Raw genomic sequence first — 17,318 nt, 5'->3', positions numbered from 1 at the left:
TCCTCCTTGTATATGAAATTATTAATAGGCAAAAAAACCAGTGAAAAAGGGATTGCAGTTTCTGCAATCCCCTTCATTCTACCATTATGCGGGCTTTTTGTGCACCCCTATGTTTAATTACCAGAATACATGGGCTCCGATGATGATACCCTCTCTTCCGTTGACCCTTCTGAAGTGAAGCGCTCCGCCTACGGTCGTCTCACCGCCTATGGCTGCCTGAGCTGCCTGGATGTTGGTATCACTGATCCTGCCGCTGTTGTATACCTTAGCCACTGTTCCGTTAAGGGCTGGTGTAAACTGGCCTGATGCATAGATAACACCGTATATACTGTTGGGATAAGCACCTGACTTAACCCTGTTAAGGACAACCGCACCAACAGCGACTCTTCCCTCGTAAGGCTGATTACCTGCCTCGCACTGGATAAGTGCTGCCAGAAGCTTGACCTCATCCGCATCTGCGCTGACTGCGCCGCGGTTCCTGGTAAGTGCAGCCTTCTTCTCAGCTTCCTCACGGAGCTTGATGGCCGCTACGGTCTCACCCTGGTCTATCTTAAAATCTGTTGTTACATATTCGGACTGAACATAACCCGTCTCGTCGTTGTAATCGATGGCGATCCAGCCGTTGCCCAGATCCTCGATCATATCAACGAAGGTCTTCTCAGTGAGAACTCCCAGAATCTCTGCATCCGCAGATGCCTCTGCTCTTACGTTAAGAGCACTGCTCTGGCTTGTAACGATCTGTTTGCCCAGTTCCTCGGCAAGAGCCTCCGCATCCTCATCGAAAAGAAGATACTCATCCTTGGCCCATCCAATCAGCTCGCCGGACTGGATCTTGCTCCATCCGTCCTGTCTGTCAAGAAGTTTACCACCGCAGTCCTTGTAAAGGACACCTACCTTAACGGCGTCCTCACTGGGCTCTTCCCTGACGTTCATGACCTTGCTGACGTTGGCCATTACGATCTTCGGGCTCTCTTTCTCTTCCTCCTGGCTTGAAGCGCTGGATGATGCAGAAGACTTCTCCGCATTCTCCGCCGCCTTAACTTCAGGCGCCTCGCTGTCCATGCCCAGAGGCGAAATTGGGCTGATAATGTTTGTTATTCCTGTAGCAAGTTCCAAATAGCTTGATGTATTCCTTGCCTCTACGGTCATCCCCGAGCCTAAAAATACACTCAATGCAAGGCATGCCGAAACAAGGCGCCTTGACAGGCCGGCAGACAACTTTACTGACTTGTCCATATCTCTCCCGCTATCCTCATAAGTTTGTTACAACTTTGTTGCAACTTGTTAAGAATGTGAAAACACTCCGCAGGAAATATTAACAAAGATTTCGGCTCTTGTCAATGCAGGCAGATACAGCATCCATAACGGTTCCCCTGAATCCGTTCTCCTCAAGTACGCGCACAGCCTCGATTGTGGTACCTGCAGGGGAGCAAACCATGTCTTTTAGCTCGCCCGGATGCTTGCCGGTCTCCAAAACCATCTTGGCACTGCCCATTACGGACTGGGCTGCGAATTCATAGGCTTGTTTCCTGGTCATTCCGCCTGCCACAGCCGCATCGGCCATTGCCTCTATGAATAAAAAGACATATGCAGGTGAGGAGCCTGATACTCCAACCACCACGTCCATAAGTGATTCCTTGACAGTATAAGCCTTGCCGAAGCTTCCAAGCAGCTCCATGATAAAGTGAAGGTCGTCATCACTCACCAGGTCATTTCTGCAGACTGCAGAGCATCCCTCTCCCACAAGGGCGGGAGTATTGGGCATAACCCTCACGATCTTGACGGGCTTCTCAAATTCCTTGGCAATCCAGGAAATACTTCTTCCGGCAGCGATGCTGACAATTACCTTGCTGTCATCCACGCTGTCCATAATATCGGCGATGACCACTGACATGTAATCCGGCTTAACAGCCAGGAAGATGATGTCCGCCTCCTTGGCTACCGTCGCATTTGAATTGCGGGTCTGAATGCCGTACTGAGCAGCCACCTTTTGGCAGGTCGCCTCGGTGTTCGCCGTTCCTATGATCTCGTTGGGCGCCACAACGCCTTTCTGTAGCATACCTCCGATCATGGCCTTCGCCATGTTTCCAAGTCCGATAAATCCGATTGTCATTTGGTTCACCCCCTCCTTTGTCTTGAAGCTTCAAATGTTAATATCGCTGATGATGTAGCAGCATTCATGGACTCCACCTCTCCCTTCATGGGGATGAGTACGTAGGTCTTTGCTGCATCCGCAGTTTCTTTTGTCAGGCCGTTGCCCTCGTTTCCTATCAAAAAAGCTGTCGGCCCGGTATAGTCGAATTCGTCGTAGTTCTTCTCTCCCTTGAGGTGAGCCGCATAGGTGTTTATGCCCTTTGTCTCAAGGTCTTTCACGGTTCCGGGAAGGTCCTCCACATATATAAAAGGCATTCTGAAAATCGAACCCATGGTGGATCTTATTACCTTGGGATTATAGATATCTGCGCATCCCTTGCTTAGGATCACGCCCGTAACACCTGCTCCCTCACCGGACCTTAGCATGGTTCCAAGGTTCCCGGGATCCTGGATGTTCTCAAGGACCAGAATGAGAGGCGCTGTCTCTTTTCCCTCGGAAAAAGAGCTCTCGTTGTAGCCGGTAAGTACCTCTTCAGCGGAGTATTCGTACTGACGCATAACTGCCAGAACTCCCTGGGGCGTCTGGGTGTCGGACATCTTCTTCATGACTTCGTCGCTGACTGTCTCGGCGCCGTATCTCCAGAGGATCTCCTTGTCGTCCTCCCCGGCGCTGTCAAGGAACTTCTCGGTGATGTAGACTTCCTTAACCTGAAGCACAGGTGCTTCTCTTAGCATTTTCATGCCTTCTATGACAAAGACCTTGTCCTCGCGGCGGGCCTTGCTCTTTTCTACATATGAAACAACCTTCTTAACCCGGTCGTTACTGGTACTGGTTATCATCTAAGCTTCCTCTCACTGACAAATATTGTTAGTACGATTAGTATAGCACAAAAAGGCCGGGGCGGAAAAACCGGCCCCGGCCTGTAACCCCATATTTCTGATTTGATTATCAGTTCTTTACGATCATCTTGCCGCCACGCTTTGATACTACGTCGAAGATAACAGCTGCAAGAAGAACGACACCCTTTACAACTTTCTGCATGTTGGCATCAACGCCCATCAGTGACATACCGAGGTTGATAACACCCATGAGAACCGCACCTACGATAACGCCGGGAACTGTTCCGATTCCACCGTAAGCTGATGCTCCACCGATGAAGCAGGAACCGATGGCGTCCATCTCGTAGTTCTGGCCGTATGTGGGCTGAGCGGATGTAAGTCTTGCGATGGTGATCATTCCTGCAAGAGCTGCAAGGAAGCCCATGTTTGTGTAAGCAAGGAAATAAACTCTGTTTGTATCGATACCGGAAAGCTTTGTTGCCTTCTCGTTACCGCCCACTGCGTAGAAGTAACGGCCAACCGTGGTGTTGGAGGTGATGTAACCGTAAACGAATACTACGATGATAACCCAGATGAGAACTGAAGGGATACCTTTGTGCTGAGCAAGTCTGTAAGCAAATGCTACAAGAACACCTGCAAGTACTACCAGCTTAAGAGTGAAGGTCCAAACAGCTTCCAGCTCATATCCGGAGTTCTTTTTCTTGATACGGCCCATTACCTGAACAACAACCAGACAAACTGCTGCAAGAATACCTGCGATAAGACAGGTCATGTTAAGTCCGCCCTGGCCTCCGATGTAATCGGGGATATAGCAGTTTGCACCGCCGCCGAAGAGGTTTACAAAGCCAACCTTGTCTCCGATTGAAACGGTAAGACCGTTGAGCACTACGTTTGAAAGCCCTCTGAATACAAGCATTCCTGCCAGTGTTACGATGAAAGGAGGAATTCTTACAAAGGCGATCCAGAAGCCCTGGAAAGCACCGATAGCTGTTCCGATGAGAACCATGATAATGATTGAAAGCCATACAGGTACATTAAGGTTCATCATAAGAACCGCACCTACCGCACCTACGAAGCACACAACAGATCCAACGGAAAGGTCGATGTTACCACCGGTTAAGATACACAGCAGCATACCTGTTGCAAGAACAAATACGTATGCATTCTGTGAGATCAGGTTACTTACGTTCATGGGAAGCAGGATTGCTCCGCCTGTCTGCATTGAGAAAAATGCAACTACGATGACGAGAACAATGATCATCGTGTTCTTTTTCAAAAATCCCAAAACTGATTCTTTATTCATGATTCTCCTCCTTCTCTGCGGATGACTGTAATATATAAGTCATGATCTTTTCCTGGGTCGCGTCTTTTGCATCAAGCTCCCCAACCATTTTTCCTTCATTCATTACGTATATTCTGTCGCACATACCAAGAATCTCAGGAAGCTCTGAAGAAATCATGATTACTGACTTACCCTCAGCTACCAGCTGATTTATGATGCAGTAGATCTCGTACTTGGCACCTACGTCGATACCTCTTGTAGGCTCATCAAGAATAAGGATCTCGGGATCCGCAAACATCCACTTTGCAAGAAGGACCTTCTGCTGGTTACCACCGCTTAAGTTTCCTACGTTCTGCTCTACTGTAGGACATTTGGTCTTGAGCTTTTCCTTATACTCTACTGCTACATTGTACTCTTTATGCTTGTCGATAACCTTGTGATTGCTGACATCATCAAGGTTGGCAAGAGTTGTATTGATCTTTATGGGATTGGACAGGATAAGTCCGTTACCCTTTCTGTCTTCCGTTACATATGCAAGTCCATTGCGGATAGCACTGCTTACCGTATTCATATGGACTTCTTTGCCGTTTATAAAAGTCTGACCCGATATATTTTCCCCATAGCTTTTCCCAAATATGCTCATGGCAAGCTCTGTTCTTCCGGCGCCCATAAGACCTGAGATACCGAGAACTTCGCCTCTTCTTACATAAATATTTACGTTGTCAACGACTTTTCTTTCCTTCTGTAAAGGATGATAAACGTTCCAGTTCTTTACTTCCATCATTACTTCGCCGATGTGGGACTCTCTCTTAGGGAATCTGTCGGAGATCTCACGACCAACCATGCCCTTGATGATACGGCTCTCGGAGAGATCGTCTACACCCTTTGTAAGAGTCTCGATAGTTGCACCGTCTCTGATAACGGTGATCTTATCGGCAACATAAGAAACCTCATTGAGCTTATGAGAAATAATGATAGAGGTAAGACCTCTTTCTGCCTTCAGCTTAAGAAGCAGATCAAGAAGTGCCTTTGAATCTGTCTCATTAAGTGAAGATGTGGGCTCGTCAAGGATAAGAAGTCTTGCATCCTTGGAAAGAGCCTTCGCTATTTCAACAAGCTGCTGCTTACCTACACCGATGTCCTTAATAAGAGTCTGAGTATTCTCCTTAAGTCCTACGACGTCCAGATACTCTCTGGCAAGCGAGTTTGTTTCGTGCCAGTCAATCTTGTACTTCTGTCCTCTCTCATTCCCCAGGAACATATTTTCCGCAATTGTCATGTAAGGTATAAGAGCAAGCTCCTGATGGATGATAACTATACCCTTTGCCTCACTGTCTTTGATCTGGTTGAACTGACAAACCTGACCATCATAAATAATATCCCCCTCATATGAACCATAGGGATACACTCCGCTAAGCACGTTCATAAGGGTGGATTTTCCTGCACCATTTTCACCAACCAGCGCATGGATCTCGCCTTGTTCTACCTGAAGATTTACATTATCTAAGGCTTTAACACCAGGGAAGGTCTTGGTGATATTTTTCATTTCCAGCAATATCTGTGCCACTTTGCCCTCCTCCTATCTTATTGCTTTTCTTTTTAGAGCGAACATAGGGCGGGTCGTCTAAGGCCCGCCCTTTGTTCAATTTGGGAAAATAAGAGGTTTTACTTAAGCTGATCCTCTGTGTAATAGCCGGAATCAATAAGAAGCTCTTTGTAGTTGTTTACGTCTGCGAATACGGGCTCGCAAAGGTATGAAGGGATAACGCCTGTGCCGTTGTCATATGTCTTTGTATCATTAACGGGAGCCTCTGTTCCCTTCATGATAGCGTCAACCATCTCAACTGTCTTAGCAGCAAGTGTACGTGTATCCTTGAAGATAGACATTGACTGCTTGCCGGCGATCATGTTCTTAACGTTAGCAACGTCACAGTCCTGACCTGTGATGATAGGCCACTCACCTGTGTAGTTAGCTGTAAGTGAGTTTGTAACACCGAGTGCTGTTGAGTCATTTGAGCAAAGAACTGCATCAAGCTTTGTTCCGTCAGCATAGTTAGCAGAAATGATGGCATCCATTCTAGCCTGTGCATTCTCTGTTGACCAGTTAGCTGTAGCTACGTTATCGAAATCAACCTGACCTGACTGAACAACCAGCTTGCCGCTGTCGATGTAAGGCTTAAGAACGTCGAGAGCACCGCCGTAGAAGAATCTTGCGTTGTTGTCACCGGGGTCACCTGTGAAAATCTCAAGGTTGAAAGGACCTGCTGCATTGTCGAGATCAAGCTGCTGCTTGATGTACTCGCCCTGCTTTGTTCCTACCATGTAGTTATCGAATGTAGCGTAGTAGGAAACAGCGTCGGAGTTCATGATCAGACGGTCATATGCGATAACCTTGATGCCCTGCTCCTTAGCCTGTGCAAGAACTGTTCCAAGTGAATCACCATCGATAGATGCGATTACGAGAACCTTTGCTCCTGAAGAGATCATGTTCTCAATCTGAGAAACCTGAGTTGCGATATCGTTTGATGCATACTGAAGGTCAACATCGTAGCCAGCTTCCTTGAGCTGTTTCTCCATGTTGGCACCGTCCTGGTTCCATCTCTGAAGATCCTTTGTAGGCATTGCTACACCGATCTTACCTGAAGCTGATCCTGATGAAGATGCAGGAGCTGCTGCGCCGCCGCATCCAACCAGCATGGAAGCTGCCAGTAATACTGAAAGAATACCGCTTAAAATTTTCTTCTTCATTTAGTAATCCTCCCTTTTTGGATTGGTTTATACAGACGAATGTCTGCTCTTTACATGATTCAATTTACCATAGAACAAATAGGAATGATTTACGACTTGTAGCACATTTTTAAGTTGTATTCTTTCATAAAAAAGCTGTGCTAGCATTTTTTTGCAAGCACAGCTTTAATGTAACAATATTTTGCTATTAGTCCTTTAAAGTGAAACTAAATTTCTGTCAGTTGGGCGGCATCTTCCCCGGAACATTCAGGTATACATCCTCTTTCAGATGGAATCCGCTGCCTATGATCACCTCATCGATGTTGTCCTGGGTAACGGCGATGGGCTCTATCTTAAGATACGGAACCTTGCCGGCTTCACCCACATACTCCGATACATCGTCCCCCTGCAGTTCTTCTCCCTTGGCAAGGCTGACTGCTGCCTCCGCCGCCTTCTGGGCCAGCTTCTCGATGGGCTTGTAAACGGTCATCAGCTGAGTACCCTCAACTATCCTCTGACAGGCTTCAAGATCGGCGTCCTGGCCTACCACCAGCTTTTTTCCCGCCATTCTCTTCTCGGCAAGGGCATACACCACTCTGCTGGCAAGGTCGTCGTTGCCGCACATGATGGCGTCCGCTTCCTCGATCCTGTCGGGATTGTTGTAGACATAGTCTCCCGCCAGCTCGGCCTTCCAGCCGTCGCAGTAGTACTCATCAAGGATCTCCACATCGTTGTCGCTCATAACAGCCTTAAAGCCGCCGTCCACCATGGGCACGTTCCTGTCCTTGGGTGATCCGCAGATCATCACTGCCTTGCCTCCCTCGTCAAGACCTGCCTTTACCATAGCTTCTCCCATAAGCTCTCCGACTTTTTCATTGTCAAAAGAGATATAGAGGTCCACCAATGCTTTGGGAATGGGACGGTCGTAGGCGATGACCTTTATCCCCACATCCTGAGCCTTCCTGACGGAATCCACCAGTTCATCGGGATCGATGCTGATTATAACAATGACATCCATTCCCTTCTTTATAAAGTAGTCGATGTGATCTTTTTGCTGCTGCACATCCCCGTTGGCATTCTGGATGTTGACTTCCGCACCCAGCTCTTTTGCCGCGGAAACAAATACATCACGGTCTCTCTGCCATCGCTCTATGACAAAAGAGTCAAAGCTCATGCCGATCTGTATCTTGTCGCCGTCATCTGCCGTCATGTCGGTATCGCCCTGAGAAGCAGCGCCGCACCCGCCAAGGCACATGACAAGAAGCGCCATGGCCAGTGCCATCCCCAATAGCCCCTTAACCTTCTTTTTCATACATTCAGTTTCTCCTTGTACTCAGTAGGAGTTACCCCTACGTTCTTCTTGAAACTCCTGCTGAAATAGTTGGGATCCGTATATCCACAGGAGAGACATATCTCCTTGATGGAAAGTCCGGAATTCTCCAACAGCTCTTTTGCCTTCTCTATCCTGATGTTGGTCAGGTATTCGATGAAATTGAGGCCGCTCTCCTCCTTGAAGACCTTGCTGAAATAGTAAGGGGAGATGTTCACCACCCTGGATACGTCGTCCAGGGAGATGTCCTTGTCAAAGTTGTCCTCAATATACCTCTTTGCATTCCTTATGATGTCGCCGGAGCGCTCCTCGCGCTTGCTCACAACGTTTCGGCAGGCGCTCATTATCTTTTCCGAAAACCAGTCCCGTATCTCCCCTGGCGTCTCAAGCTCCATGATCTGGGGCAGATAGTCCTTCCTTCCGGAATAGTGGTAGGTCTGACCGCCGTTCTGGTAGGCGATGTGTTCGGCGTAAAGGGCAAACTCCAGGGTCTTGAGCCTCATTGACATAAGATCCCCGTCCCCGGCCTTCTGACACATCCAGTCTCCGTACTTATCAACCATCACCTGAGCCTCGTTGAGGTCGCCCTTGGCGATGGCTTCAAACAGCGGTTTTTCAAGGTTCTTGGGATAATCCTCGTCGTAGTCGCAGGGGATGACAAGGTCATCCACATGAGCTACGGAACCTGTTGTTGCTATAAGCGCGTTCAGGGCCTCCCTGTAGGAATCTCCAAGTTCCCTAAGAGGCTTTACTCCGCCGATTCCGATCCTGAAGCTTATGTCGGTTTTTTTGCGAAGGAAACGGGCCAGTTCTCTTGCCCTGTCGATCATCTCGGTTCTTTCGTTGTACTCGATCCTGGACTCGTTGCAGGGGATCAGCACCGCGATCTTGTTGGACATCACGTTTCCGATCTTGCAGTTGAAGTAGGATTTGACGCCTTCACGGATCTCGTGGTACTTGCCGGAGATCTTAACGGAGCTTCCGATGGCGTTGGTCATCCTGCTGCCCTCCTGGGAATCTCCGCAGATAATGGCCATCATACAGCCGTAGTTCTCGGTGATTCCAAGAATGGTCTTGTAGTTGTTCACATCCTCCTCAAAATGCTCCTGCAAAAGAATGTCATAAATAAGGCCGTTCTCTATGATGGGCTCCACGGTCTCAAGCTTCTCTTTAATAAGAAGGTCGTTGCTGCGCTTCTGCCTGTCTCCGTCTATCTGGGCCATGGCTCTTTTGAGGACTGCCACCACCTTCATCTTCTCCATGGGCTTGGTGATGTACTCCATAACACCCAGGGCAATGGCCTCCTTGGCGTAGTCGAACTTGTCATAGGCGGACATTACGATGAACACGGTGTTGGTGCAGAACTGCTTCATCTCCCTTATGGCGTCGATGCCGTTGATGCCGGGCATGTGAATGTCGATGACCGCAATGTCGGGCCTGAAGTTCTCCGCCAGCTCAACTACGCTCCTGCCGCTCTTGGCGCATTCCACCTGGCAGCTGTCGCCAAACTCTTTTTCTATTATGAATTTCATGGAATCGATGACGATGCCTTCGTCATCCGCCACCATCACTCTATACATTCTTCTCCTCCCAAAGGAAGTCTTATGATGACCTCGCACCCCTTGTTCTCGCCGTAGCTGATGATGTCGATGGCATCCTCCGCCCCGGCAAAGATCCTGATCCTGGAAATAACGTTGTCCATTCCTATTCCGTTGTTGTCATAGCTGTCTTCTATGTGACTGAAGCTTCCGCTCAGCAGCTGATCAATGGTTTCCTTGCTGATTCCCTTGCCGTTATCCCTGATGCTGATGCATACGATATCATCCTCTCTGTAGACCCGGAGCATTATCTTACCTGCCCCGGCCATCTCCCTGATGCCGTGGTTTACCGCATTCTCAACAATGGGCTGGAGTATCATGCTTGGCATAATGTGGTCAAGGAGTCTTTCGTCAACCTGCTTCTCGTAGCCGATGTCCCCGGAAAATCTTACGTTAAGAATTCTTATATAGTTGTCCACCAGCGTCACTTCGTCCCTGATGGTGACATCTCTTTTCTGGCTCTGTACATTATACCTGAAAAAGTCCGCAACGGTCTGAACGTACTCGTAGGTCCTGTCAGCCCCCTCCATCATGGCAAGCTGCGCTCCCGCATTCAGGGTGTTGAAAAGGAAATGGGGATTGATCTGTGCCTGCAGGTACTTAAGCTGGGCGTCTTTGAGGTGCGCCTCCATCAGCAGCTCTTTTTCCTGCATGTAGCGTTCCTTCTCCATACTCTCCTTGAGCCTCTCGATGTAGTCCTTGATGCTGACAACCATCTTGCTGAAGGCATTGATAACGATTCCCACCTCATCATGGTAAAGAGCCGGCGGTATGTTGGCGTCGAAATTACCCTCCGAAACTTCGTTGGCGGTATTCGCCAGGTTCTTAAGGGGCATGATAACCGTGGTAACAAAGCTTGTAACCAGGATTACGTTTCCTATCATGACAAGGGTCATTACGCCGACGCCGATGACCTCGAACCTTCTGAACGCCCTTGAAAGGGTCAGATAGTTCTCGGAGTTGATAACGAAAAGCTCCAGGTTAAGGCTTGTGATATAGTCATCGATGTCCTCGTAGAGCCTTGTGCTGCTCTCGTAAAAAGACCTGTATTTTTCGACGTTACGTCCTCTTTTGGCCTCGATGGTCTGGGCTACTTCCTGAAGGTAATTCTGGGACATGTACCTTATGTTTCTCTCCATCCTGCTGTAGGCAAGGTCCGTTACGGAGTCATTAAGTGTTAGGGAAAGATCCGAGAAATGCTGGGCATCCCTGTAGTACTCCTCCAAGGACTCGCTGGTCTTGGAACTAAGGTAAGCGGTCATGGAGTCCTGAACCTTGGTCATAGCCTCGGAGAGCTGGTTCAAGGAGCGGTTATCCTGATAGACCATCTCCATATCCTCGGACATGCTGTTGATGCCCAGGATCAAAAAGATATTTACTATGAAGATAATTACGTTGGCAAAAATACAGACGCTGATGATCTTGAACTGAAGGGGGCGGTTGAGGAATTTATTCATCTCCATCCTCCTTCCGGTATTCATCCACGTTGTCCTGATTTATAAGAGTTATGTCCGCAAGGTAATATTCGCTGGTGGTTCCAAACTCCAGGAAATCGGAAAGAGCTGTAACACTGTATTCCCCGAGCTGGGCCGCATCTATTGATATAGTGGCATAGATTCCGCCTCTGTCTATGGCGTTGATAATGGTCTCGGAGCCGTAGTATCCAAGGATGCTGATCTCTCCAACCTTATTAAAATCCACCACCGCCTGATAGGTGCAGTCCGTACTCTGCTCGTCAAGGCATACGATAACATCGGGCACATTCTCCCCAAGGAAAATATCCCTGATGGATTCCTCCACGGAAAAGCTGTTGGTGTTATCGATGGCCGCCACTGACACCGCAAACTCCGCGTCGGTGACATTGCCCTGATAGATGGTATCCTGAAGGCTGGAAATAATGATGTTCTGCCCGGCGTCCTTGGTATCCGAGTTGACAAGTACCGTGATCTTAACCTGGCTTCTGTCCTCGATGGTCTCGGACTCCAAAAGCTCTTCTCGTCTCTTTTCCTTAATGATATCTATGATCTGGCTGCCGTACATCTTGCCGATGCTGTAGCTGCCCACTCCAACGAAGCTGAGTCTGTCGGATTTGGTGCAGTCGCCGTAAAGGGTGACCACCGGGATCCCTGCGTTTACCGCCCTGTTGATAAGGGCCGACATCTCCAAGGTCTCGTTGGCGTAAACCATTATTCCGTCAGGCTTTGAGGCGATGGCAATCTCCATCAGCTCCTCCACGGAATAGTCCTTGGAGAAATGCTCTCCCAGAAGATCCACAAAGGCATTCTCCTCCCTTGCGGTATCAAGCGCTCCCTTGTACACGGACTTCCAGAAATCAGACTTGTAATTATCCGTGATCATTACGTAATATCTGTCGTAAACCCTTGACTCTGCCTTGGCCACCAGGGCAGATCTGTAGAGCCTGAAAAACACTGCTCCCGCGATCAGGGTGATAAGGACAAATATAAGAGTCAGGATCAGCAAAAGGTACTGCCTGCCTATTCTTTTCTTGTAGCTGTCTTCGTTTTGGGTTTTCATAAGGAAATTTTAGCAGATGCGCATAAATAGAAAAAGTGGACTTTTTTGTTTTGTGCTAGTCACTGCGCAAAAAAGTCCACATAATTTCTTGTTATATGAATGACAGGTCATCCCCGCCGCTTCAGATGACAGACATCAGATTGTACGCGCGATCTCGTACATGTACTCGTTGATGTTCTTCTTCATTGCAAGGGCCTCATCGATATCGTAGTCAACGAACTGGCCGTTTCTGTAGCCTACAACCCTGTTGGTCTTGCCTGCTGCAAGGATATCTGCTGCATAGCATCCCATCATGGAAGCATATACACGGTCCTTACAGGTAGGGCTTCCGCCACGCTGCATGTATCCAAGGATTGAAGCTCTGGTCTCAAGACCTGTAGCTGCCTCGATACGACGTGCCATTGAGGTTGAATGTCCGATACCCTCGGCATTTACAATGATATGATGGGTCTTGCCCTTCTTACGGTTATCGATGATGTTGTCAATAACGCGCTGCTCGTTGTAGTCATACTTCTCGGGAAGAAGGATGTCGTCTGCGCCGTTGGCGATTGAGCACCACAGTGCGATGTATCCTGCGTGACGTCCCATAACCTCTACGATGCTGACTCTCTCGTGGGAGGAAGAAGTATCACGGATCTTGTCGATAGCGTCCATCGCTGTGTTGATGGCTGTATCGAATCCGATGGTGTAATCTGTGCAGGCGATATCAAGGTCGATGGTTCCGGGAATACCAACTGTGTTGATCCCCTGTGCAGAGAGCTTCTGAGCTCCGCGGTATGAACCGTCGCCGCCGATAACAACCATTCCGTCTATTCCATGCTTGCGGCAGATCTCAGCGCCCTTGGCCTGTCCCTCAGGTGTTGTGAACTCCATGCATCTTGCGGTTCCAAGAATTGTACCGCCTCTCTGGATGATGTCGGAAACGCTGCGTCTGTCCATCTCAATGATCTCCTCATTGAGAAGACCCTGATAGCCTTTCTTGATGCCCACTACTCTAAGGCCGTTGGCAAGTGACTTGCGGACTACCGCACGGATTGCGGCATTCATGCCCGGTGCATCGCCACCGCTTGTAAGTACGCCGATTGTCTTAATCTGCTTAGCTGCCATATTTTAATCCTCGATTCTAAATAAATTCCCCAATCTTCTCTAACTTATTATATTAGCGCATGTTTTTTTATGATGCAACTAAAAATGTGGTCAAAAAAGCCATCATCATATAGGAAGGTGTCCCACAATCCTCCCTCGTAATGTGTTATTATGTAAGGAGCAAAAACGGGGGATTTCATATGGCTTTCACACATCTTCACGTCCACACGGAATACAGCCTTCTGGACGGTTCCAATAAAATAAAAGAATATGTAGCGCGCCTCAAGGAGCTTGGCATGACCGCCGGTGCCATTACGGACCACGGTGTCATGTACGGTGTCATCGACTTCTATAATGCCTGCAAAAAGGTCAATAAGGACGATCCCACCGACTATGCCATCAATCCCATAATCGGCTGCGAGGTCTACGTTGCTCCCGGTTCCCGCTTTGACAGAGAGTCCCAGAGCGACGACAGATACTATCACCTGGTGCTTCTTGCAGAGAACAACAAGGGTTATGAGAACCTCACCCACATCGTGAGCCGCGGCTTCACGGAAGGCTACTACTATAAGCCCCGTGTGGATTACGAGCTTCTTTCCCGGTACCATGAGGGCATCATAGCACTAAGTGCCTGTCTTGCCGGCGAGATACCAAGGAATATCCTAAAGGGTACTCCCGACCTTGCCAAGGTGGCAGCCCTTCGCCTCAACAACATCTTCGGCCAGGGCAACTTCTTTTTGGAGCTGCAGGATCACGGCATTCCCGAACAGCGCATGGTGAACAACTCTCTCATGGCTCTGTCCCAGCAGCTGGGGATCCCGCTTGTAGCCACCAACGACTGCCACTACACCTACGAGGACGACGCGGAAGCTCACGACCTGCTTTTGTGTATCCAGACGGGCAAAAAAGTCAGCGACGAAGACCGTATGCGCTACGAGGGCGGGCAGTATTACGTTAAGAGTGAAGAGCAGATGAGATCTCTTTTCCCTTATGCTCAGGAGGCTATCGACAATACACAGAAGATCGCCGACAGATGTCACGTGGATATCGAGATGGGCAAGAGCAAACTCCCAAGCTACGATGTTCCGGAGGGGTACGATTCCTGGACCTATCTCAACAAGCTCTGCGACGACGGTTTTAAGGAGAGATATCCCGATGATGACGGGACCCTTCGTAAGCGTCTTGACTTCGAGCTTAATATCATCAGGAACATGGGATATGTGGATTACTTCCTTATAGTATGGGACTACATCAATTTCTGCCGTGAGAACGACATCGCTGTAGGCCCGGGCCGTGGCTCCGCCGCCGGAAGTATCGTATCCTACTGCATACATATAACCAATATCGACCCTATTAAATATGATCTGTTCTTTGAGCGTTTCCTTAATCCCGAGCGTGTGTCCATGCCCGATATAGACGTGGACTTCGAGTACGAAAGGCGCCAGGAGGTAATAGATTACGTTACCCGCAAGTACGGCCCCGACAGGGTCATGCAGATCATAACCTTCGGAAGTCTCCTGGCCAAGGGCGTTGTAAGGGACGTTGCCAGAGTAATGGACCTTCCCTACAGCTACGGGGACCAGATTGCCAAGATGATCCCTGCGGATCCCAAGATCACTCTGGATAAGGCCCTTAGCTTGAGCCCGGACCTTAAGAAGATGTACGACGAGGATCCCACTGCCCACAAGCTCATTGACATGTGCAAGAAGCTTGAAGGCCTTCCAAGGCACGCTTCCATCCACGCTGCCGGCGTGGTTATCTGCAAAGACCCGGCGGAGGATATGATACCTCTTGCCCGCTCCGCAGAAGGCGGTGTCACCACTCAGTTCCCCTGGAAGACCACGGAATCACTGGGACTTCTTAAAATGGATTTCCTGGGGCTTAGGACTCTGACCGTTATCAAGGATGCCGTGCGTGACGCCAATAAGTCCATCGGTGCAAAGCCCGGAGATCCTAACTTTATAGATATAGACAAAATTGATTACAACGACCGGCATGTTCTCTCCTACATAGGATCAGGACAGACAGACGGTATCTTCCAGCTGGAGTCTCCGGGAATGAAGGCATTCATGAAGAACCTCAAGCCCCAGTCACTGGAGGATATCATAGCGGGCGTGGCCCTTTTCCGCCCGGGCCCAATGGATTTCATTCCAACCTACATTGCCCGCAAGAACGGCAAGGAGCCCATTACCTACGCAACTCCTGAGCTTGAGCCTATCCTTAGTACAACCTATGGATGTATCGTGTACCAGGAGCAGGTTATGCAGATATTCCAGCAGCTGGCGGGATTTACCCTTGGACGAGCTGACATGATCCGCCGCGCCATGAGTAAGAAGCACGCAGACGAGCTGGAACGTGAGCAGGCAAACTTCATTTACGGCAATCCCGAAGAGGGAATCCCCGGCTGCGCAGCCAAGGGCATCTCTCCTGAAGTTGCCAAGAGCATCTTTGATTCCATGATGAGTTTTGCAGCCTATGCCTTCAACAAGGCTCACGCTGCCTGCTATGCCGTTGTGGCTATACAGACCGCCTGGCTCAAATACTACTATCCCGCTGAATTCATGGCTGCACTGATGACTTCCGTCATCGATGCCCCGGGTAAGGTTGCGGGCTACATCATGACCTGCCGGAATATGGGGATAGCTCTTTTGCCCCCTGATATAAATGACGGCGTTGAGGGATTCTCCGTGGACAGAAGCGGCGCCGCCGGTGACAATTCCAAAGCTGAAGGAAGCGCTGCTGCAGGCAAGGCCTCCGGTAAGGCAATCCGCTATGCCCTCACTGCCATCAAAGGCGTGGGACGACCCATTATCGAAGGTATCGTCCATGAGAGAAGGATCCGGGGCAGGTTCAAGGACCTCAACGATTTCCTCACCAGAATGCAGGGCGGCGAGTGCGAAGTCAACAAGCGTGCCGTTGAGAACTTTATAAAGGCCGGTGCCTTTGACTGCTTCGGCCACACCAGGAAGCAGATGATAACCGTCTACGGAACCATCATGGATCAGCTCCACACCTCCGGCAAAAATGCCATGGCCGGGCAGATGACTCTTTTTGATATTGCGGGAGAGGATCAGAAGAAGCAATACGAGATCCCCATGCCCAAGGTCGGAGAGTTTGACAGGGAGCTGCTCCTTGAATTTGAAAAGGACGTACTGGGAATCTATGCCAGCGGGCATCCACTTGAAGAGTACGTCAATATGTGGAAAAAGAAGATCACCAATGTTTCCACCGACTTCTTTGTGGAGACCAAGGAAGGAACCGATGATGACAAGAATTCCTCTGCGGGCGACAGTGTTCCCGCTGTTACAGACAAGGCAAACGCCACCATCGGCGGAATCATCACCGCCAAGACCATTAAATACACCAAAACTCAGCAGGTGATGGCCTTCGTCACCATAGAGGATATGGTTGGCACCGTGGAGGTCATAGTCTTCCCCAAGGCCTACGAGACCTACGGGCCAAAGCTCATGGAGGATGCCAAGGTTTTCATCTCCGGAAGAGTTTCGGTGGAGGAGGGCCGCAGTGCCAAGCTTATCGCCTCTGAGGTAAAGACCTTTGATGAAGTTCCCAAGACTGTCTGGGTTCAGTTTGCCAACAAGGAGGATTATGAAGCCGGATCCGGTGCTCTTGAAGAGATCATTGCAAAGAGCGACGGCCATGATGAGGTAAAGATATACCTCAAAGAGACCAAGCAGGTGAAAGCCCTGGGGCGCTCCCAGAGCATAAATGCAGATAAAGTTACATTGGCAGCTCTTTCCGATGTATTTGGAAAAGAAAACGTGCAGCTCACATAACGAGCTGCACGTTTTATACGTGTAAAAATCAG

12 protein-coding genes are annotated in these 17,318 nt (G+C 49.2%); 1 reads left to right on the top strand and 11 read right to left on the bottom strand.

Translation table 11 applies throughout. The features are described 5' to 3' along the window. Positions 1-117: 117 nt before the first annotated feature. From T456_RS0106565 to pfkA, 11 genes are all read right to left on the bottom strand, one after another. The gene (locus T456_RS0106565) at positions 118-1,236 is read right to left on the bottom strand and encodes a cell wall hydrolase (protein ID WP_024865478.1); all 1,119 of its coding nucleotides are present in this window, start codon (positions 1,234-1,236) and stop codon (positions 118-120) included. 79 nt (positions 1,237-1,315) lie between these two features. Beyond that, positions 1,316-2,113: a pyrroline-5-carboxylate reductase gene (gene proC / locus T456_RS0106560; protein WP_024865477.1), complete on the bottom strand. Its 798-nt coding sequence runs from the start codon at positions 2,111-2,113 to the stop codon at positions 1,316-1,318. Positions 2,114-2,118: 5 nt separating this feature from the next. Further along, the gene (locus T456_RS0106555; RefSeq protein ID WP_024865476.1) at positions 2,119-2,934 is read right to left on the bottom strand and encodes a TrmH family RNA methyltransferase; all 816 of its coding nucleotides are present in this window, start codon (positions 2,932-2,934) and stop codon (positions 2,119-2,121) included. A gap of 109 nt (positions 2,935-3,043) precedes the next feature. Next, positions 3,044-4,240 (bottom strand): multiple monosaccharide ABC transporter permease, encoded by a 1,197-nt coding sequence (gene mmsB / locus T456_RS0106550; RefSeq protein ID WP_024865475.1) that lies wholly within the window; start codon positions 4,238-4,240, stop codon positions 3,044-3,046. Then, positions 4,230-5,783, bottom strand: a complete 1,554-nt coding sequence (gene mmsA, locus T456_RS0106545; RefSeq protein WP_024865474.1) for a multiple monosaccharide ABC transporter ATP-binding protein — start codon at positions 5,781-5,783, stop codon at positions 4,230-4,232. The genes mmsB and mmsA overlap by 11 nt, the downstream gene beginning before the upstream one ends. 98 nt (positions 5,784-5,881) lie before the next feature. Further along, a complete protein-coding gene (gene chvE / locus T456_RS0106540) occupies positions 5,882-6,964 on the bottom strand; it encodes a multiple monosaccharide ABC transporter substrate-binding protein (protein ID WP_024865473.1) in 1,083 nt (360 codons plus the stop codon). A gap of 217 nt (positions 6,965-7,181) precedes the next feature. After that, positions 7,182-8,255 (bottom strand): sugar ABC transporter substrate-binding protein, encoded by a 1,074-nt coding sequence (locus tag T456_RS0106535; RefSeq protein WP_024865472.1) that lies wholly within the window; start codon positions 8,253-8,255, stop codon positions 7,182-7,184. Continuing rightward, positions 8,252-9,853: a response regulator transcription factor gene (locus T456_RS0106530; protein ID WP_024865471.1), complete on the bottom strand. Its 1,602-nt coding sequence runs from the start codon at positions 9,851-9,853 to the stop codon at positions 8,252-8,254. Before T456_RS0106530 ends, T456_RS0106535 begins: the two co-directional genes overlap by 4 nt. Next, the gene (locus T456_RS0106525) at positions 9,841-11,328 is read right to left on the bottom strand and encodes a sensor histidine kinase (RefSeq protein ID WP_024865470.1); all 1,488 of its coding nucleotides are present in this window, start codon (positions 11,326-11,328) and stop codon (positions 9,841-9,843) included. Before T456_RS0106525 ends, T456_RS0106530 begins: the two co-directional genes overlap by 13 nt. Beyond that, entirely contained in the window at positions 11,321-12,406 is a 1,086-nt protein-coding gene (locus T456_RS0106520) for a sugar ABC transporter substrate-binding protein (RefSeq protein WP_024865469.1), read from the bottom strand. The genes T456_RS0106525 and T456_RS0106520 overlap by 8 nt, the downstream gene beginning before the upstream one ends. Before the next feature lie 135 nt (positions 12,407-12,541). Further along, positions 12,542-13,513 (bottom strand): 6-phosphofructokinase, encoded by a 972-nt coding sequence (gene pfkA / locus T456_RS0106515; RefSeq protein WP_024865468.1) that lies wholly within the window; start codon positions 13,511-13,513, stop codon positions 12,542-12,544. 179 nt (positions 13,514-13,692) lie between these two features. On the opposite strand from pfkA, the gene T456_RS0106510 reads away from it, so the two are divergent. Beyond that, positions 13,693-17,286, top strand: a complete 3,594-nt coding sequence (locus T456_RS0106510) for a DNA polymerase III subunit alpha (RefSeq protein WP_024865467.1) — start codon at positions 13,693-13,695, stop codon at positions 17,284-17,286. Positions 17,287-17,318 lie beyond the last annotated feature (32 nt).

This window comes from Butyrivibrio sp. FCS014 (assembly GCF_000526935.1).
Taxonomy (GTDB): domain Bacteria; phylum Bacillota; class Clostridia; order Lachnospirales; family Lachnospiraceae; genus Butyrivibrio.
Note: the sequence above shows the minus strand (reverse complement) of the source record. Positions and strands in the feature narration are given on the sequence as shown.

Bases quoted from the DNA above. Each gene is read 5' to 3' on its own strand.
- T456_RS0106525 (WP_024865470.1), bottom strand. From the start codon at position 11,328: ATGAATAAATTCCTCAACCGCCCCCTTCAGTTCAAGATCATCAGCGTC.
- chvE (WP_024865473.1), bottom strand. From the start codon at position 6,964: ATGAAGAAGAAAATTTTAAGCGGTATTCTTTCAGTATTACTGGCAGCT.
- pfkA (WP_024865468.1), bottom strand. From the start codon at position 13,513: ATGGCAGCTAAGCAGATTAAGACAATCGGCGTACTTACAAGCGGTGGC.
- T456_RS0106535 (WP_024865472.1), bottom strand. From the start codon at position 8,255: ATGAAAAAGAAGGTTAAGGGGCTATTGGGGATGGCACTGGCCATGGCG.
- T456_RS0106520 (WP_024865469.1), bottom strand. From the start codon at position 12,406: ATGAAAACCCAAAACGAAGACAGCTACAAGAAAAGAATAGGCAGGCAG.
- proC (WP_024865477.1), bottom strand. From the start codon at position 2,113: ATGACAATCGGATTTATCGGACTTGGAAACATGGCGAAGGCCATGATC.
- T456_RS0106565 (WP_024865478.1), bottom strand. From the start codon at position 1,236: ATGGACAAGTCAGTAAAGTTGTCTGCCGGCCTGTCAAGGCGCCTTGTT.
- T456_RS0106530 (WP_024865471.1), bottom strand. From the start codon at position 9,853: ATGTATAGAGTGATGGTGGCGGATGACGAAGGCATCGTCATCGATTCC.
- T456_RS0106555 (WP_024865476.1), bottom strand. From the start codon at position 2,934: ATGATAACCAGTACCAGTAACGACCGGGTTAAGAAGGTTGTTTCATAT.
- T456_RS0106510 (WP_024865467.1), top strand. From the start codon at position 13,693: ATGGCTTTCACACATCTTCACGTCCACACGGAATACAGCCTTCTGGAC.